The 18,625-nt window shown below is 61.2% G+C and carries 2 protein-coding genes; one reads left to right on the top strand and one right to left on the bottom strand.

All coding sequences use genetic code 11. The features are described from left to right. Positions 1 to 20: 20 nt before the first annotated feature. Positions 21 to 1,373 carry a TolC family outer membrane protein gene (locus AB4O12_RS22360; protein ID WP_095181152.1) on the bottom strand — a complete coding sequence of 451 codons (1,353 nt, stop codon included), beginning with the start codon at positions 1,371 to 1,373 and terminating at the stop codon, positions 21 to 23. Between the two features lie 361 nt (positions 1,374 to 1,734). Between AB4O12_RS22360 and AB4O12_RS22355 the strand changes: the two genes are divergently transcribed. Next, the gene (locus AB4O12_RS22355; protein ID WP_460059747.1) at positions 1,735 to 18,573 is read left to right on the top strand and encodes a LapA family giant adhesin; all 16,839 of its coding nucleotides are present in this window, start codon (positions 1,735 to 1,737) and stop codon (positions 18,571 to 18,573) included. Positions 18,574 to 18,625 lie beyond the last annotated feature (52 nt).

Genomic DNA, 18,625 nt, shown 5'->3' with positions numbered 1-18,625 from the left:
TAACAGTTGAAAGGGATAACTCAGTTCATCCCAGGCAGCTGGACCTTGGGCTTCACGTCGTTCTGCACAACGGATGCCAACGGCGCGACCACTCCCTGGCTTTTGAGCAATTGGCCCATGGTCGCCTTGATTCGATACTGAGTAAATAACTGAATGTTCTTGATTTCCGCCAGACGCCGCGAGGCGGTGAACAGCTCGTTTTCGCTGTCGAGCAAATCCAGCAGGGTGCGTTCGCCGAGGCTGAATTGACGCTGGTAGGCAGTACGCACCGAAGTGCTGCGATCGACGTATTGCTGAGCGATCGGCACCTGAGCGTTGGCGTTGTTCAGCGCGTTCCAGGCGAGGCCGAGCTCTTCGTTCAACTGACGCAGGGCGTTGTTGCGGATGTCCAGCGCCTGGTTGGCCAGGTACGACTTGGACTCCAGATCAGCCTTGTTGCTGCCACCGGAATACAGGTTGAAGCGCATGCGCAGCATGGCCTGCCATTCATTGTTGTGGCCGTTCTGGCCATCGAGATCGTTGTCGGCGGAGCGGCCCAGTTCGGCGTCGAAACGCGGGTAGAAGGTCGATTTGGCGGTGGCGAACTGCTTCTCGGCAGCGGCAATATCCGACTCGGCGGAACGCAGGATCGGGCTGTTTTCCAACATCTGCGCGCGGGCTTCATTGAGGTTGGCGGGCATCATCGCCATGAACGGCGCCGGGCGCTCGAGCTGGTCGGGCATCTGGCCGACGGCGCTGAGGAAGTTGGTTTCCGCATCGGCGAGGTTGGTCTGTTCGGTGATCAGATTGTTGCGGGCCTGGGCCATACGGGCTTCGGCCTGATCAAGGTCGGCACCGCTGCCGACACCGCGCTGGGTGCGCAGCTGGATCTGATCGTAGATGCGCTGGTGGCTCTTGAGGTTTTCCTCGGCCAGACGGACGAATTCGCGACGGGTCAGCACGTCCAGATACACCTGGGCGACAGTCAGTGCAGTACGCTCGGAAGTGCCCAGCAGTGAGTAAGCACGGGAGCTGACGTTGGCTTGTTGACGCGCAACTTCGTTGGACGTCGCGAAACCGTCAAAAACCATTTGCGAGAGACGTAAACTTGACTCGCTGCGGTTCAACGTCTCCCAGTGATTGCTTCCACCGTTCGCTCGCGTGGTCACACTGTCAGTGCCTTCACGGCCATAACCGCCCAGCAGATCGACCTTGGGCAGGTATCCCCCTTTCGCAGCCTTTAACTGATAATCCGCCGCCAATCGACTGTTGACCCCCGCCTGAATCTCCGGATGGACATCCAGCGCCTGTTGCATGGCTTCTGGTAAGGATTGTGCTTGTACAAAAGAGGCGGCGAGAGCGAAGGGAGCGGCAAGGAGCAAAAGCGAACGCATGGTTGGAATTTTCCCGGAACTTCTTGTCTTGAATCACAGCAGAAACGTGGTGCTGCGTCGGATGATGGCAACCCGAAAGACCGTATGTCGGAAAGTTCAAAACAGGAACTGGATGACAGGCTGAAGGACAGGTCGCCGCGGAAATATCAATGTGACATTAGTGGGGCGATTGTTTAGGATGGCTCCCAGAAGGTCAATAGTTTGGCATAAAGTTAATCGCGATAATTTATAGCCAGATTATTGACGGAGATACAGCGTCAATAAGTTATCCATTTATAGAAAGTACGTCCAGACTGAAGTGGCGCCGACGCCCGTCAGGTCCATGGAAGTCAACTGAATGTGACACCCCGGAGAGTCTTCAATGAGCAGTGTTGTTGCCGTCGTCAAAAGCATTGTCGGTCAGGTTTTCGTGGTGTCCCCAGAGGGCGTGCGTCGCGTACTCGTTGAAGGCGATCGCCTGTATGTCGGCGACCAGATCGATACCGGTCTGTCCGGCGCGGTGTCGCTGGAACTGGCCGATGGCCGCATGCTCGATCTGGGCCGTGACACTCAGTGGAGCGCCAGCTCGCCTGACTCCAGCACTGACCTGGCCGAAGCCACGGCGCAGGCTGCGCCTTCTGTAGAAGAACTGCAGCAAGCCATCGCCGCCGGTGTCGACCCGACCACCGCACTCGAGTCCACCGCGGCCGGCCCGACCGCCGCAGGTACCGGTGGTGCTGCCGGCGGCGGTCACAGCTTCGTCATGCTCGACGCCACCGCTGGCCGCGTCGATCCGACCATTGGCTTCCCCACGGCGGGCATCAATTCTGCCGGGCAAGTCGCGCAGGACACCACGGGCGGCCTGACCACCGACACCACCACCAACGCACTGCGTGACTCGACCCTGAGCCTCAGCGCCACGCCGACCATCACCGAAGCCGGCGGCGTGCTGGTGTACACCGCGACCCTGACCCAGGCGCCGCTGACCGACCTGACTATCACCCTGTCCAACGGCGCAGTCATCGTCATTCCCGCCGGCGCCACCACCGGCACCGTCAACGTGCCGCTGGCGCCGAACGACACGGTCTACAACGACCCGACCCAGATCGACGTGACCGTCACTGGCACCAGCGGCGGCAACGGCATCACCGTGACCCCGCCGACTGTCCCGGCGACCACGCAAGTGACCGACACCGTCGATACCACTACCGTCACGTTGACGGCTGGTTCGAGCGTGACCGAAGGCGGTCAGATTACCTATACGGCGACTTTGACCAACCCGGCGCAGACACCGGTAACCGTCACACTGTCGAACGGCTCGACCATTACCATTGGCGCTGGCCAGACTACCGGCACCGTCAACGTGCCGACCCCAGCCAATGACGTTTACAACAATGGCAGCACCGTTACGACCACGATCACCGGGGCTACCGGCGGCAACTTCGAAAATCTGGTGCCGAACCCGACACCAGCCGTTACGACCATCACAGACTCGGTTGATAACACCGGCCTCACGCTGACCGCGACCAACAACATCGTCGAAGGCGGCCAGATCACCTACACCGCGACGCTGACTAATCCAGCGCAGACGCCGGTAACCGTCACTCTGTCCAACGGTTCGACCATCACCATCGCGGCTGGCGAAACCGTCGGCACCGTCAACGTGCCGACGGCGGCCAATGACGTTTACAACAATGGCAGCACCGTCAGCACCACGATCACTGGCGCTACCGGTGGCAATTTCGAAAACCTGGTGCCAAGCAACACGCCTGCGGTCACCACGATCACCGATTCTGTCGACAACACCGGCCTGACCCTGACCGCGACCAACAACGTCGTTGAAGGCGGACAGATCACCTACACCGCGACCCTGACCAACCCGGCACAAACACCGGTAACCGTCACTCTGTCGAACGGTTCGACCATCACCATTGCTGCGGGCGAAAGCGTTGGCACCGTGAACGTGCCGACTGCGGCCAACGACGTGTACAACAATGGCAGCACCGTTACGACCACGATCACCGGCGCTACCGGTGGCAATTTCGAAAATCTGGTGCCGAATCCGACGCCAGCCGTTACCACCATCACTGATTCGGTTGATAACACCGGCCTGACCCTGACCGCGACCAACAACATCGTTGAAGGCGGTCAGATCACTTACACCGCCACGCTGACTAATCCAGCGCAGACGCCGGTTACCGTCACGCTGTCCAACGGCTCGACCATCACCATCGCGGCTGGCGAAACCGTGGGCACCGTCAACGTGCCGACTGCGGCCAACGACGTCTACAACAATGGCAGCACCGTCAGCACCACGATCACTGGCGCTACCGGTGGCAATTTCGAAAATCTGGTGCCAAACACCACGCCAGCCGTTACCACGATCACTGATTCGGTTGATGACACCGGCCTGACTCTCACCGCGACCAACAACATCGTTGAAGGCGGTCAGATCACTTACACCGCCACGCTGACTAATCCAGCGCAGACGCCGGTTACCGTCACGCTGTCCAACGGCTCGACCATCACCATCGCGGCTGGCGAAACCGTCGGCACCGTCAACGTGCCGACTGCGGCCAACGACGTCTACAACAATGGCAGCACCGTCAGCACCACCATTACTGGCGCTACCGGCGGCAACTTTGAAAACCTGGTGCCAAGCAACACGCCAGCGGTGACCACGATTACCGACTCGGTGGATGACACTGGCCTGAGCCTCAGCGCCACCGGTTCTGTGGCCGAGGGTGGCCAGATCACCTACACCGCCACGCTGACGAATCCGGCCGGCACCCCGGTAACCGTGACCCTGAGCAACGGCTCGGTGATCACCATTGATGCCGGCAAAACCACGGGCACCGTTAGCGTTCCAGCGCCGGCCGATGACGTCTACAAAGACGCCGGCCAGGTCGAAGTCAGCATCAAGGACGCCACCGGCGGCAACTTCGAAAATCTGGTGCCGAACACTACTCCAGCTGTGACCGAAATCACTGACACCGTCGATACCTCGACGGTGAAGCTGACCGCAGACACCTCGGTTGCCGAAGGCGGCACCGTGACTTACACCGCCACCGTCGGCGCGCCAGTCACCGGCTCGCCTGTGGTCGTGACGTTGGCCAATGGTCAGAACATCACCATCGCCGTCGGCCAGACCACCGGCTCCATCACCTACACCGCACCGAACGATGCCTTGACCGGCAACGCTCCGCTGACCAACTCGATCACTGGCGTAAGCGGTGGCAACTACGAAGATCTGGTGGCGGACAAAACTCCAGTTTCGACCACCGTCACCGACGTGGCCGACACCACCAATCTGTCGCTGAGCGCGACCGCTTCCGTGGCTGAAGGCGGCCAGATCACTTACACCGCAACCTTGACCAATGCTGCTGGCTCGCCAGTGACCGTGACCTTGTCGAACGGCGCCGTCATCACCATCAAGGCAGGCGAAACCAGCGGTAATGTGAGCTTCCCGGCTCCGTTCGACGACGTCTACAAAGACGCCGGCTCCGTGCAGGCCACCATCACCAGCGCCACCGGCGGCGACTTCGAGAACCTCGTTCCGAGTACCACGCCAGCGGTCACTCAAGTCACCGACACCATCGATACCTCGACGGTCAAATTGACCGCCGACACCTCGGTCGCTGAAGGCGGCACCGTCACCTACACCGCCACTGTCGGCGCGCCCGTCACCGGCTCGCCAGTAGTCGTGACCCCGGCCAACGGCCAGAACATCACCATCGCCGTCGGCCAGACCACCGGCAGCGTCACCGCCCCGGTATCGAATGACGTGCAGATCGGTCACGCACCGCTGACCAACTCGATCACCAACGTCAGCGGCGGCAACTACGAGAATCTGGTCGCCGACAAGACCCCGGTCAGCACCACTGTCACCGACACCGTCGACACCACCAGCGTCGCGCTGACTGCCACCGGCAACGTCAACGAAGGCGGGCAGATCACCTACACCGCGACGCTGAGCAACCCGGCCGGTACGCCGGTCGCCGTCAATCTGAGCAACGGTTCGGTCATCACCATTGAAGCTGGCAAGACCACCGGCACCGTGACCGTTCCGGCACCTGCCGATGACGTCTACAAAGACGCCGGCAAAGTCGAAGTCACCATCAAGGACGCCACCGGCGGCAACTTCGAAAACCTGGTGCCGAGCACTACGCCTGCGGTGACCAACGTCGCCGACACGGTCAACACCACGCACCTGACCCTCAGCGCAGAAAGCTATGTGCTCGAAGGCTCTTCGATCACTTACACCGCAACGTTGACCAACGCCGCGCAGACGCCGGTAACCGTCAACCTGAGCAACGGCCAGACCATCACCATCGAAGCCGGCAAGACCAGCGGTTCGGTGACGATTGCCGCACCGAGCGATGACGTCTACAAGGACGTCAGCAAGCTCACCGTAACCATGACCGACGCCAGCGGTGGCAACTTCGAGAAACTCGACGTCAGCAAGACTCCGGTCAGCACCACGGTCAACGACACCGTCGACACAACCGCACTGACCCTGACCGCCAGCGATACCGTCAGCGAAGGTGGCCAGATCACCTACACCGCGACCCTGAGCAACCCGGCCGGCACTGCGATGACGGTGACCCTGGCCAACGGCGCGGTGATCAACATCGCGGCCGGTGCTACCAGCGGCTCGGTGAATTTCCCGGCGCCCGCCAACACCCCGTACATCGATGGCAGCAACGTGCGGACGGCGATCGCCAGCCACAGCGGCGGCAATTTCGAGCGAGTCGAGGCCGACCGTTCGGCTGTGGTGACCAAAGTCACCGACGCCGTCGACACCACCAACATCAGCCTGAGCGCCACCGGCAGCGTTGCCGAGGGCGGCTCGATCGTCTACACCGCCACCCTGAGCAATCCGGCCGGCACCGCCATGAGCGTGACCCTGAGCAACGGCGCGGTGATCAACATTGCCAAGGGTGCGAGCACTGGCACTGCGACCGTCGCCGCGCCTGGCGATGATGTGTACAAGGACGCCGGCAAGGTCGATGCGAGCATCACCAAGACCAGCGGCGGCAACTTTGAAAATCTGGTGATCGACAAGACGCCTGCGGTAACTGATGTCACCGACACCATCGACAACAGCACCGTTGCGCTGACCGCCAGCGCCAGCGCGGTAGAAGGCGGCGTGGTTGTATACACCGCGTCCGTGACCGCCCCGGTCGCCGGTTCGCCAGTGCTGGTGACCCTGTCCAACGGCCAGACCATCACCATTCCGGTCGGCGCCAGCAGCGCCAGCGTCAACTTCACCGCGCCGAACGATGCACAGGCCGGCGGCAACACCCTGAGTGTGAAAATCGACGGCGCCAGCGGTGGCAATTACGAAAATCTCGTCGCCGACCAAACCCCGGCGGTGACCTCGGTAACCGACGTCGCCGACACCACCAACCTGTCGCTGTCCGCGACCGGCTCCGTGGCCGAGGGCGGTTCGATTGTCTACACCGCGACCCTGAGCAACCCGGCCGGTACCCCGGTGACCGTGAATCTGAGCAACGGCGCGGTGATCACCATCGAGGCCGGCAAATCCACCGGCACCGTCACCGTTCCGGCACCTGCCGACGACGTCTATAAAGACGCTGGCAAAGTTGAAGTCACGATCAAGGACGCCACCGGCGGCAACTTCGAAAACCTGGTGCCAAGCACCACGCCAGCGGTCACTGATGTCACCGACACCGTCGACACCTCGACGGTCAAGCTGACCGCCACCGAAACCGCGGCCGAAGGTGGCACCGTCACCTACACCGCCACCGTCGGCGCGCCGGTCACCGGTTCGCCTGTGGTCGTCACCCTGGCCAATGGTCAGAACATCACTATCGAAGTCGGCAAAACCAGCGGCAGCGTGAGCACCACCGCGCCGAACGACGTCCTCGCCGGCCACGCGCCGCTGACCAACTCGATCACCAACGTCAGCGGCGGTAATTTCGAAAATCTTGTCGCCGACCAGACCCCGGTCAGCACCACCGTGACCGACACCGTCGACACCACCAACCTGTCGCTCAGCGCGACCGGCGCGGTGAACGAAGGCGGCCAGATTACCTACACCGCAACCCTGAGCAACGCCGCCGGCACACCGGTCACCGTGACCCTGTCGAACGGTGCGACAATCCTCATCGAGGCCGGCAAATCCACCGGCACCGTGACCGTCGATGCACCGAAAGATGACGTCTACAAAGACGCCGGCAGCGTTGAAGCGACCATCCAGAGCGCAACCGGCGGCAACTTCGAAAACCTCGTCACCAGCACAGCGCCGGCGGTGACCACGGTCAACGACACCATCGACACCACCACCGTGTCGCTGAGCGCCACTGCGAACGTCGCCGAAGGCGAAACCGTGGTCTACACCGCGACCGTGGGCGCGCCAGTGACCGGTTCGCCGGTCACCGTCAGCCTGTCCAACGGCCAGACCATCACCATCGCCGTTGGCGAAACCACCGGCAGCGTCAACTACGTCGCGCCGAACAGCCCATTGGCGGGCGGCAGCTCGCTGAGCGTGACCATTGATGGCGCCACGGGTGGCAATTACGAAAAACTGGTGGTCGACGGCAAGTCCGCAGACACCGTGGTTTCCGACACCACCGACACCACCAACCTGAACCTGACCGCCAGCGATTCGGTAGCCGAAGGCGGCCAGATCACTTACACCGCAACCCTGACCAACCCGGCCGGCACACCGGTGACCGTGACCCTGTCGAACGGCGCCACGATCACTATTGATGCAGGCAAAACCACCGGCACCGTGACCGTCGACGCACCTAAAGATGACGTCTATAAAGATGCCGGCAAAGTCGAAGTGACCATCGAGGGTGCGACCGGCGGCAACTTCGAGAACCTGGTGCCAAGCGCGGTTCCAGCGGTGACGAATGTCACCGATACCATCGACACTTCGACGGTCAAACTGACCGCCGATACTTCGGTGGCTGAAGGCGGCACCGTGACTTACACCGCCACCGTCGGCGCGCCAGTCACCGGCTCGCCTGTGGTCGTGACTCTGGCCAACGGTCAGACCATCACCATCGGCGTCGGCCAGACTACCGGCACCGCAACCGCTGTTGCTGCGAACGATGCGTTGGCCGGTAATGCTCCGATCACCAACTCGATCACTGGCGTGACCGGCGGCAACTTCGAAGATCTGGTGGCGGACAAAACTCCAGTTTCGACTTCAGTCACGGACGTTACCGACACCACCAACCTGTCGCTCTCGGCGACCGGTTCTGTGGCTGAAGGTGGCTCGATCGTTTACACCGCTACGCTGACCAACGCCGCTGGCTCGCCAGTGACCGTGACCCTGTCGAACGGTGCTGTGATCACCATCAAGGCTGGCGAAACCAGCGGTAATGTGACCGTTCCTGCACCGTCCGACGACGTCTACAAAGACGCCGGTTCTGTGCAGGCGACGATCACTAGCGCCACCGGTGGCAACTTCGAGAATCTGGTACCGAGCACAGCTCCGGCCGTGACGACTGTCACCGACACCATCGATACCTCGACCGTCAAATTGACCGCCGATACATCGGTGGCTGAAGGCGGTACCGTGACTTACACCGCCACCGTCGGTGCGCCAGTTACCGGTTCTCCTGTCGTCGTGACATTGGCTAACGGCCAGACCATCACCATCGGCGTCGGCCAGACTACTGGCACCGCAACCGCTGTTGCTGCGAACGATGCGTTGGCCAGTAATGCTCCGATCACCAACTCGATCACTGGCGTGACCGGCGGCAATTTCGAAGATCTGGTTGCGGACAAAACTCCAGTTTCGACTTCTGTCACGGACGTTACCGACACCACCAACCTGTCGCTGAGTGCGACCGGTTCCGTGGCCGAAGGTGGCTCGATCGTTTACACCGCTACGCTGACCAACGCCGCTGGCTCGCCAGTGACCGTGACCCTGTCGAACGGTGCTGTGATCACCATCAAGGCTGGCGAAACCAGCGGTAATGTGACCGTTCCGGCACCGTCCGATGACGTCTACAAAGATGCCGGTTCGGTGCAGGCGACGATCACAAGCGCTACCGGCGGTAACTTCGAGAACCTGGTACCGAGCACTGCTCCGGCCGTGACGACAGTCACCGACACCATCGATACGTCGACCGTCAAATTGACCGCCGATACATCGGTGGCTGAAGGCGGCACCGTGACTTACACCGCCACCGTCGGTGCGCCAGTTACCGGTTCTCCTGTCGTCGTGACATTGGCTAACGGCCAGACCATCACCATCGGCGTCGGCCAGACTACTGGCACCGCAACCGCTGTTGCTGCGAACGATGCGTTGGCCAGTAATGCTCCGATCACCAACTCGATCACTGGCGTGACCGGCGGCAATTTCGAAGATCTGGTTGCGGACAAAACTCCAGTTTCGACTTCTGTTACCGACGTTACCGACACCACGAGTCTCTCGCTCAGCGCCAGCAATTCGGTGGCGGAAGGTGGCCAGATCACCTACACCGCGACCTTGACCAACGCCGCTGGCTCGCCAGTGACCGTGACTTTGTCGAACGGTGCAGTGATCACCATCAAGGCTGGTGAAACCACCGGCACCGCAACCGTTGCGGCACCGTCCGATGACGTCTACAAAGACGCCGGTTCCGTCCAGGCGACGATCACCAGTGCCACCGGTGGTAACTTCGAAAATCTCGTGCCGAGCACCACTCCAGCGATCACTCAGGTCACTGACACCATCGATACTTCGACCGTCAAACTGACGGCTGATACTTCGGTGGCTGAAGGCGGCACCGTGACTTACACCGCCACCGTCGGCGCTCCGGTTACCGGCTCTCCAGTTGTGGTAACTCTGGCCAACGGTCAGACCATCACCATCGGCGTCGGCCAGACTACTGGCACCGCAACCGCTGTTGCTGCGAACGATGCGCTGACTGGCAACGCTCCGATCACCAACTCGATCACTGGCGTAACCGGCGGCAACTTCGAAGATCTAGTCGCCGACAAAACTCCGGTTTCGACTTCTGTCACCGACGTTACCGACACTACAAATCTGTCCTTGAGCGCCAGCAATTCGGTGGCGGAAGGTGGCCAGATCACCTACACCGCGACCCTGACCAATGCCGCAGGCTCGCCTGTAACCGTGACGCTGTCGAATGGCGCCGTGATCACCATCAAGGCTGGCGAAACCACCGGCACCGCAACCGTTCCGGCCCCGTCCGATGACGTCTACAAAGATGCCGGCTCCGTCCAGGCGACGATCACTAACACCGCCGGCGGCAACTTCGAAAACCTGGTTCCGAGTACCACGCCAGCGATCACCCAAGTCACCGACACCATCGATACGTCGACCGTCAAATTGACCGCCGATACATCGGTGGCTGAAGGCGGTACCGTGACTTACACCGCCACCGTCGGCGCTCCGGTTACCGGCTCTCCAGTTGTGGTAACTCTGGCCAACGGTCAGACCATCACCATCGGCGTCGGCCAGACCACTGGCACCGCAACCGCTGTTGCTGCGAACGATGCGCTGACCGGCAACGCCCCGATCACCAACTCGATCACAGGCGTAACTGGCGGCAATTTCGAAGATCTGGTTGCAGACAAAACTCCAGTTTCGACTTCTGTCACGGACGTTACCGACACCACCAACCTGTCGCTCTCGGCGACCGGTTCTGTGGCTGAAGGTGGCTCGATCGTTTACACCGCTACGCTGACCAACGCCGCTGGCTCGCCAGTGACCGTGGCCTTGTCGAACGGTGCAGTGATCACCATCAAGGCTGGTGAAACCAGCGGTAATGTGACCGTTCCTGCACCGTCTGATGACGTCTACAAAGATGCCGGCTCTGTGCAGGCGACGATCACCAGCGCTACCGGTGGCAACTTCGAGAACCTGGTACCGAGCACTGCTCCGGCCGTGACGACTGTCACTGACACCATCGATACCTCGACAGTCAAACTGACCGCCGATACATCGGTGGCTGAAGGCGGCACCGTGACTTACACCGCCACTGTGAGTGCTCCGGTCACCGGCTCGCCTGTGGTCGTGACTCTGGCCAACGGTCAGACCATCACCATCGGCATTGGCCAGACTACTGGCACTGCAACCGCTGTTGCTGCGAACGATGCGCTGACTGGCAACGCTCCGATCACCAACTCGATCACTGGCGTAACCGGTGGCAACTTCGAAAATCTGGTGGCGGACAAAACTCCAGTTTCGACTTCTGTCACGGACGTTACCGACACCACCAACCTGTCGCTGAGTGCGACCGGTTCCGTGGCCGAAGGTGGCTCGATCGTTTACACCGCTACGCTGACCAACGCCGCTGGCTCGCCAGTGACCGTGACCTTGTCGAACGGTGCAGTGATCACCATCAAGGCTGGTGAAACCAGCGGTAATGTGACCGTTCCTGCACCGTCTGATGACGTCTACAAAGATGCCGGCTCTGTGCAGGCGACGATCACCAGCGCTACCGGTGGCAACTTCGAGAACCTCGTTCCGAGCACTGCTCCGGCCGTGACGACAGTCACTGACACCATCGACACGTCGACCGTCAAACTGACCGCCGATACTTCGGTGGCTGAAGGCGGCACCGTGACTTACACCGCCACGGTCGGTGCGCCTGTTACTGGTTCGCCTGTGGTTGTGACTCTGGCCAACGGCCAGACCATCACCATCGGCGTCGGCCAGACTACTGGCACTGCAACCGCTGTTGCTGCGAACGATGCGCTGACTGGCAACGCTCCGATCACCAACTCGATCACTGGCGTAACCGGTGGCAACTTCGAAAATCTGGTGGCGGACAAAACTCCAGTTTCGACTTCTGTCACGGACATTACCGACACCACCAACCTGTCGCTGAGTGCGACCGGTTCCGTGGCCGAAGGTGGCTCGATCGTTTACACCGCTACGCTGACCAACGCCGCTGGCTCGCCAGTGACCGTGACCTTGTCGAACGGTGCAGTGATCACCATCAAGGCTGGTGAAACCAGCGGTAATGTGACCGTTCCTGCACCGTCTGATGACGTCTACAAAGATGCCGGCTCTGTGCAGGCGACGATCACCAGCGCTACCGGTGGCAACTTCGAGAACCTCGTTCCGAGCACTGCTCCGGCGGTGACGACAGTCACTGACACCATCGACACGTCGACCGTCAAACTGACCGCCGATACTTCGGTGGCTGAAGGCGGCACCGTGACTTACACCGCCACGGTCGGTGCGCCTGTTACTGGTTCGCCTGTGGTTGTGACTCTGGCCAACGGCCAGACCATCACCATCGGCGTCGGCCAGACTACTGGCACTGCAACTGCTGTTGCTGCGAACGATGCGTTGGCTGGTAATGCTCCGATCATCAACTCGATCACTGGCGTAACCGGTGGCAACTTCGAAAATCTGGTGGCGGACAAAACTCCAGTTTCGACTTCTGTCACGGACATTACCGACACCACCAACCTGTCGCTGAGTGCGACCGGTTCCGTGGCCGAAGGTGGCTCGATCGTTTACACCGCTACGCTGACCAACGCCGCTGGCTCGCCAGTGACCGTGACCTTGTCGAACGGTGCAGTGATCACCATCAAGGCTGGTGAAACCAGCGGTAATGTGACCGTTCCTGCACCGTCTGATGACGTCTACAAAGATGCCGGCTCTGTGCAGGCGACGATCACCAGCGCTACCGGTGGCAACTTCGAGAACCTCGTTCCGAGCACTGCTCCAGCGGTGACGACAGTCACTGACACCATCGACACGTCGACCGTCAAACTGACCGCCGATACTTCGGTGGCTGAAGGCGGCACCGTGACTTACACCGCCACGGTCGGTGCGCCTGTTACTGGTTCGCCTGTGGTTGTGACTCTGGCCAACGGCCAGACCATCACCATCGGCGTCGGCCAGACTACTGGCACTGCAACTGCTGTTGCTGCGAACGATGCGTTGGCTGGTAATGCTCCGATCATCAACTCGATCACTGGCGTGAGCGGCGGCAATTTCGAAGATCTGGTTGCAGACAAAACTCCAGTTTCAACTTCTGTCACGGACGTTACCGACACTACAAATCTGTCCTTGAGCGCCAGCAATTCGGTGGCGGAAGGTGGCCAGATTACGTACACCGCGACCCTGACCAACGCCGCTGGCTCGCCAGTGACCGTGACCTTGTCGAATGGCGCCGTGATCACTATCAAAGCAGGCGAAACCACCGGCACCGCAACCGTTCCTGCACCGTCCGATGACGTCTACAAAGACGCCGGCTCCGTGCAGGCGACGATCACCAGTGCCACCGGCGGCAATTTCGAGAACCTCGTTCCGAGCACTGCTCCAGCGGTGACGACAGTCACTGACACCATCGACACGTCGACCGTCAAACTGACCGCCGATACTTCGGTGGCTGAAGGCGGCACCGTGACTTACACCGCCACCGTCGGCGCGCCGGTAACCGGTTCGCCTGTCGTCGTGACTCTGGCCAACGGCCAGACCATCACCATCGGCGTCGGCCAGACCACTGGCACCGCAACCGCTGTTGCTGCGAACGATGCGCTGACTGGCAACGCTCCGATCACCAACTCGATCACTGGCGTAACCGGCGGCAACTTCGAAGATCTAGTCGCCGACAAAACTCCGGTTTCGACTTCTGTCACCGACGTTACCGACACTACAAATCTGTCGCTCAGCGCCACCAACTCGGTGGCCGAAGGTGGCCAGATCACCTACACCGCGACCCTGACCAACGCCGCTGGTTCGCCAGTGACCGTGACCTTGTCGAACGGCGCTGTGATCACCATCAAGGCTGGCGAAACCACCGGCACCGCAACCGTTCCGGCCCCGTCCGATGACGTCTACAAAGACGCCGGTTCCGTCCAGGCAACGATCACTAGCGCTACCGGTGGCAACTTCGAAAACCTGGTACCGAGCACCACGCCAGCCGTGACCAGCGTCACCGACACCATCGACACCACCACCGTAAAACTGAGCGCAACCGCCACAGCGGCAGAAGGCGGCAACGTCGTCTACACCGCGACCGTCGGCGCGCCAGTCACCGGTTCGCCAGTGGTGGTCACTTTGGCCAACGGCCAGAACATCACCATCGCGGTCGGCCAGACTACCGGCACCGTAACTGCCGTCGCACCGAACGATGCGCTGACCGGCAACGCGCCGCTGACCAACTCGATTACCAACGTCAGCGGCGGCAACTTCGAAAACCTCGTCGCCGACAAGACTCCGGTCAGCACCACCGTGACCGACACCGTCGACACCACCAACCTGTCGCTCAGCGCGACCGGTTCCGTGGCCGAAGGTGGCCAGATCACTTACACCGCGACCCTGACCAACGCCGCTGGCTCGCCAGTGACCGTGACCCTGTCGAACGGTGCCGTGATCACCATCAAAGCGGGCGAAACCACCGGCACCGTGAACGTTCCAGCGCCAGCTGACGACGTCTACAAAGACGCCGGCACCGTGCAGGCGACCATCAGCAGCGCCACCGGTGGCAACTTCGAAAAACTGGTATCGAGCACCACGCCAGCGGTGACCAGCGTCACCGACACCGTCGACACCACCACCGTCAGCATCACTGGCAGCAGCTCGGTGACCGAAGGCCAGACCGCCAGCTACACCGTCAGCCTCAATCACCCGGCGCAGACCGAAGTGACCCTGAAAATCGTCTACAGCGGCACTGCTGCCGACGGTTCGGACTTCACCGGTGTGTACACCGTGAAGATCCCGGCGGGCGCCAGCAGCGCGCAGTTCAACGTCGCCACCCTCGATGACAAGATCACCGAAGGCACCGAGAACTTCGTGGTCAAGATCGATTCGGCTACCGGCGGCAACTTCGAGAACCTCGCGGTCAGCAGCACCAATGGCAGCGTCAGCACCTCGATCATCGACAACGATGCGCCACCGGTGCTCGATCTGGACGCCAACAACTCCAGCGGTGCGACCGGTGCCGATTACAAGGTGACGTTCACCGAGAACACCCCGGGCGCCGGCGTGTCGATCGCTGACACCGACATCAGCATCACCGACCCGGACAGCACGATGCTGACCGGCGCCACTGTGGTACTGACCAACCGTCAGGACGGCGATGCGCTGAATCTGGGCAACAGCGTCAACGGCATCACCATCAATGCCAACAGCACCAACGGCACGGTGACCCTGACCCTCTCGGGTAACGCGACCCTGGCCGACTACATGCAGGCCATCAAGAACATCAGCTTCACCAACAGCAGCGAAAACCCGAGCACCGTGCCGCGCGTCATCACCGTGACGGTGACTGATGGCGGCAATTACTCCAACACCGCGACGACCACGGTCAACGTGGTGGCGGTCAACGATGCACCGGTCGCTGCGCCAAACAATGTCACCGGCACCGAAGACACGCCGCTGGTACTCGGCTGGTCGACCTTTGGCGTCAGCGATGTCGATAGTCCGGCGAGCAGCCTCGGTATCAAGATCACGCAGCTGCCGGGCGAGGGCAAACTGCAGTATCTGGACGGCTCGACCTGGAAGGATGTTGCCAACAACCAGACCTTCAGCAAGGCCGACATCGACGCCGGCAAGCTGCGTTTCCTGCCGGATGCCAACGAGTCGGGCACCAACGGTTACGGCGGCACCGGCCTGGGCAACAATCAGGCGGACTACGCGCAGATCAAGTTCCAGCCTACCGATGGCCAAGCGCTGGGCAGCACCGGCACAGTGAAGATCGACATCACGCCAGTGGCGGATGCGCCGACCGTGGCCGTGGCCGATAACAGCGTTAAATCCACTGGCCTGATCAAGGAAGTCTGGACCGGTCTGTCGGGTCTGGGCACTGACGGCAGCGGAGCGAATTCGACCACCCTGAAAAACGTGATCGACGCCGCCGGCAAACCGAACTCCAGCGCCAACGTCACCAACGTGCAGTCTGACGGCAGTGTCGCCGCCGGTACGGCGTCGAAGACCTCTGGCCTGATCTACCTGGAAGCCGGCAAGACCTACAGCTTCAGCGGCGTGGCCGATGACAGCCTGCTGATCACCATCGGTGGAAAGAACGTGGCGTCGGGTACCTGGGGCGCGGGCGGTGCGATCAATGGTTCGTTCACCCCGACCACCAGCGGTTATTACACCCTCGACATCTACCACCACAACCAGAGCGGCCCGGGCAGCTACGACGTCAACCTGTCGGTCAACGGCGGCACGCCAATCGATCTGAGCAACGCCGGCGTGCCGATCTACACCGGTGTGCAGGACCTGATCAACTCGGGCGTGACCGTCTCCGATCTGCACGGCACCAACGGCGAAGGTTATTACGACGGCTACAAGCTCAACACCGGCGCTGAAGGCACCACGGTGAAACTGTCGGCAATCAGCACCGCGCTGACCGACACCGACGGCTCGGAAACCCTGAGCGTGAAGATCAGCGGCGCACCGGTCGGTTCGGTGCTCAGCGATGGCGCGGGCCATACTTTCACCGTTACCGCGAGCAATGGCGAAGCCAACGTCACCGGCTGGAACCTCGGTTCTCTGACCGTGACTCCGCCGACCTACTACAACGGCCAGTTCAACCTGACCGTGACCTCGACGTCCACCGAACAGGTCGGCGGCTCGGCAAGCAGCACCGCGACCATTCCGGTCACGGTAGTGCCTGCGGTGTACAACGCGGTCACCGCCACCTCGGGTGATGACAACGTCATCGGCACCGACGCCAACGACATCATCGTCGCTGACATCGGCGGCCTGACCGTGGTGCCGGGCACCAACTACAACATCGCGTTCATGGTCGACAGCTCGGGCAGCATGAGCACTTCGTCGCTGAACGCCGCGAAAGACTCGCTGACCTCGGTGTTCAACAGCCTCAAGCAAAGCCTTGGCGGCAGCAACTCGGGCACGGTGAACATCTTCCTGGTGGACTTCGATACCCAGGTCAACAAATCGGTGTCGGTGAATCTCAACGATCCGAACGCGCTGACGATGCTCAAAGCCGTACTCAACTCGATGGGCTCTGGCGGCGGTACCAACTACGAGGACGTGTTCAAGACCACGGCCAACTGGTTCCAGAGTGCCGACGCAGTGGCCAACACCGGGGCGAAGAACCTCACGTACTTCATCACCGACGGCCAGCCGACTTACTACCAGACCGGCGAGCAGACCAACCCGACGCTGTATGGCAACGTGAAACTCGACAGCGTGGTGAACGCCAGCAACTACAAGCAGGGCGACACGTTCAGCACCTACATCGACAACTCGCACTACCTGACCATCAACAGTGCTGGCAGCGTTGTGCTGCAAACCTACAACTCGTGGTGGGGCTGGAGCAGCGAAACCCTGGGCACGATTCATGCGCAGGGCGACGGTACTTATGAATTGTCGAACCTCGCGGGTACCGGCAACAGCACCAACTCGTCGACGACCAGCAATTCGACCAGCGGCTTCGCTTTGTTGAGCGGATTGTCGAGCGTCGAAGCCATTGGTCTGAACAACGACGTCAGCCTCAACGACCTCAAGCCGTATGATTCGGACAAAACGCCGCAAACCAACATCGATCCGAAGGATCTGGCCAACTCGATCATCGGCCATACCGAAGCGACGATGCCGGGTAACGACACCGTCAACGGTGGCGAAGGCAACGACATCCTGTTCGGCGATCTGGTCAGCTTCAACGGCATTGCCGGCGAGGGTTACCAGGCGATGCAGGCGTTCGTCGCCAAAGAAACCGGCGTCGACGTCAGCAAAGTCACCACCAGCAACGTGCACCAGTACATCACCGAGCACTATCAGGCGTTCGATGTGTCCGGCGCGCACGATGGCAACGACACGCTGCTGGGTGGCGCGGGCAATGACATCCTGTTCGGCTCGGGCGGCAACGACCTGCTCGACGGCGGCAAAGGCAATGACATCCTGCTCGGCGGCACCGGCAACGACACGCTGATCGGCGGTCAGGGCAATGACATCCTGATTGGCGGTTCCGGTGGCGACACCTTCGTCTGGAAATCGGGCGACACCGGTAGCGATGTGATCAAGGATTTCAAAGCCAGCGAAGGCGACCGCATCGACCTGCGCGACCTGCTGCAGGGCGAGACCGGCAGCACGATCGACAACTTCCTGAAAATCACCACAGTGGATGGCACGTCGTCGCTGCAAGTCAGCTCGGCGGGCAAATTCAACTCGGGCGATGCCGCTGCGGCCACGCCGGACGTGACGATCAAACTGGAAGGCAACAACTGGGCGAGCGCCAACCTGCACAACCTGATTGCCGGCAGCGATCCGACCATCAAGGTCGATCACAACAACAGCTGAGGCTGAAACAACAACGGCCGCCTCTTGTGAGGCGGCCGTCGCGTTTGCGGGC

This window comes from Pseudomonas sp. S2_A05, from assembly GCF_054668485.1.
The sequence above is the reverse complement of the archived record's forward strand: the minus strand, read 5'-3'. Positions and strand labels throughout refer to the sequence as shown.

Bases quoted from the DNA above. Each gene is read 5' to 3' on its own strand.
- AB4O12_RS22360 (WP_095181152.1), bottom strand. From the start codon at position 1,373: ATGCGTTCGCTTTTGCTCCTTGCCGCTCCCTTCGCTCTCGCCGCCTCT.
- AB4O12_RS22355 (WP_460059747.1), top strand. From the start codon at position 1,735: ATGAGCAGTGTTGTTGCCGTCGTCAAAAGCATTGTCGGTCAGGTTTTC.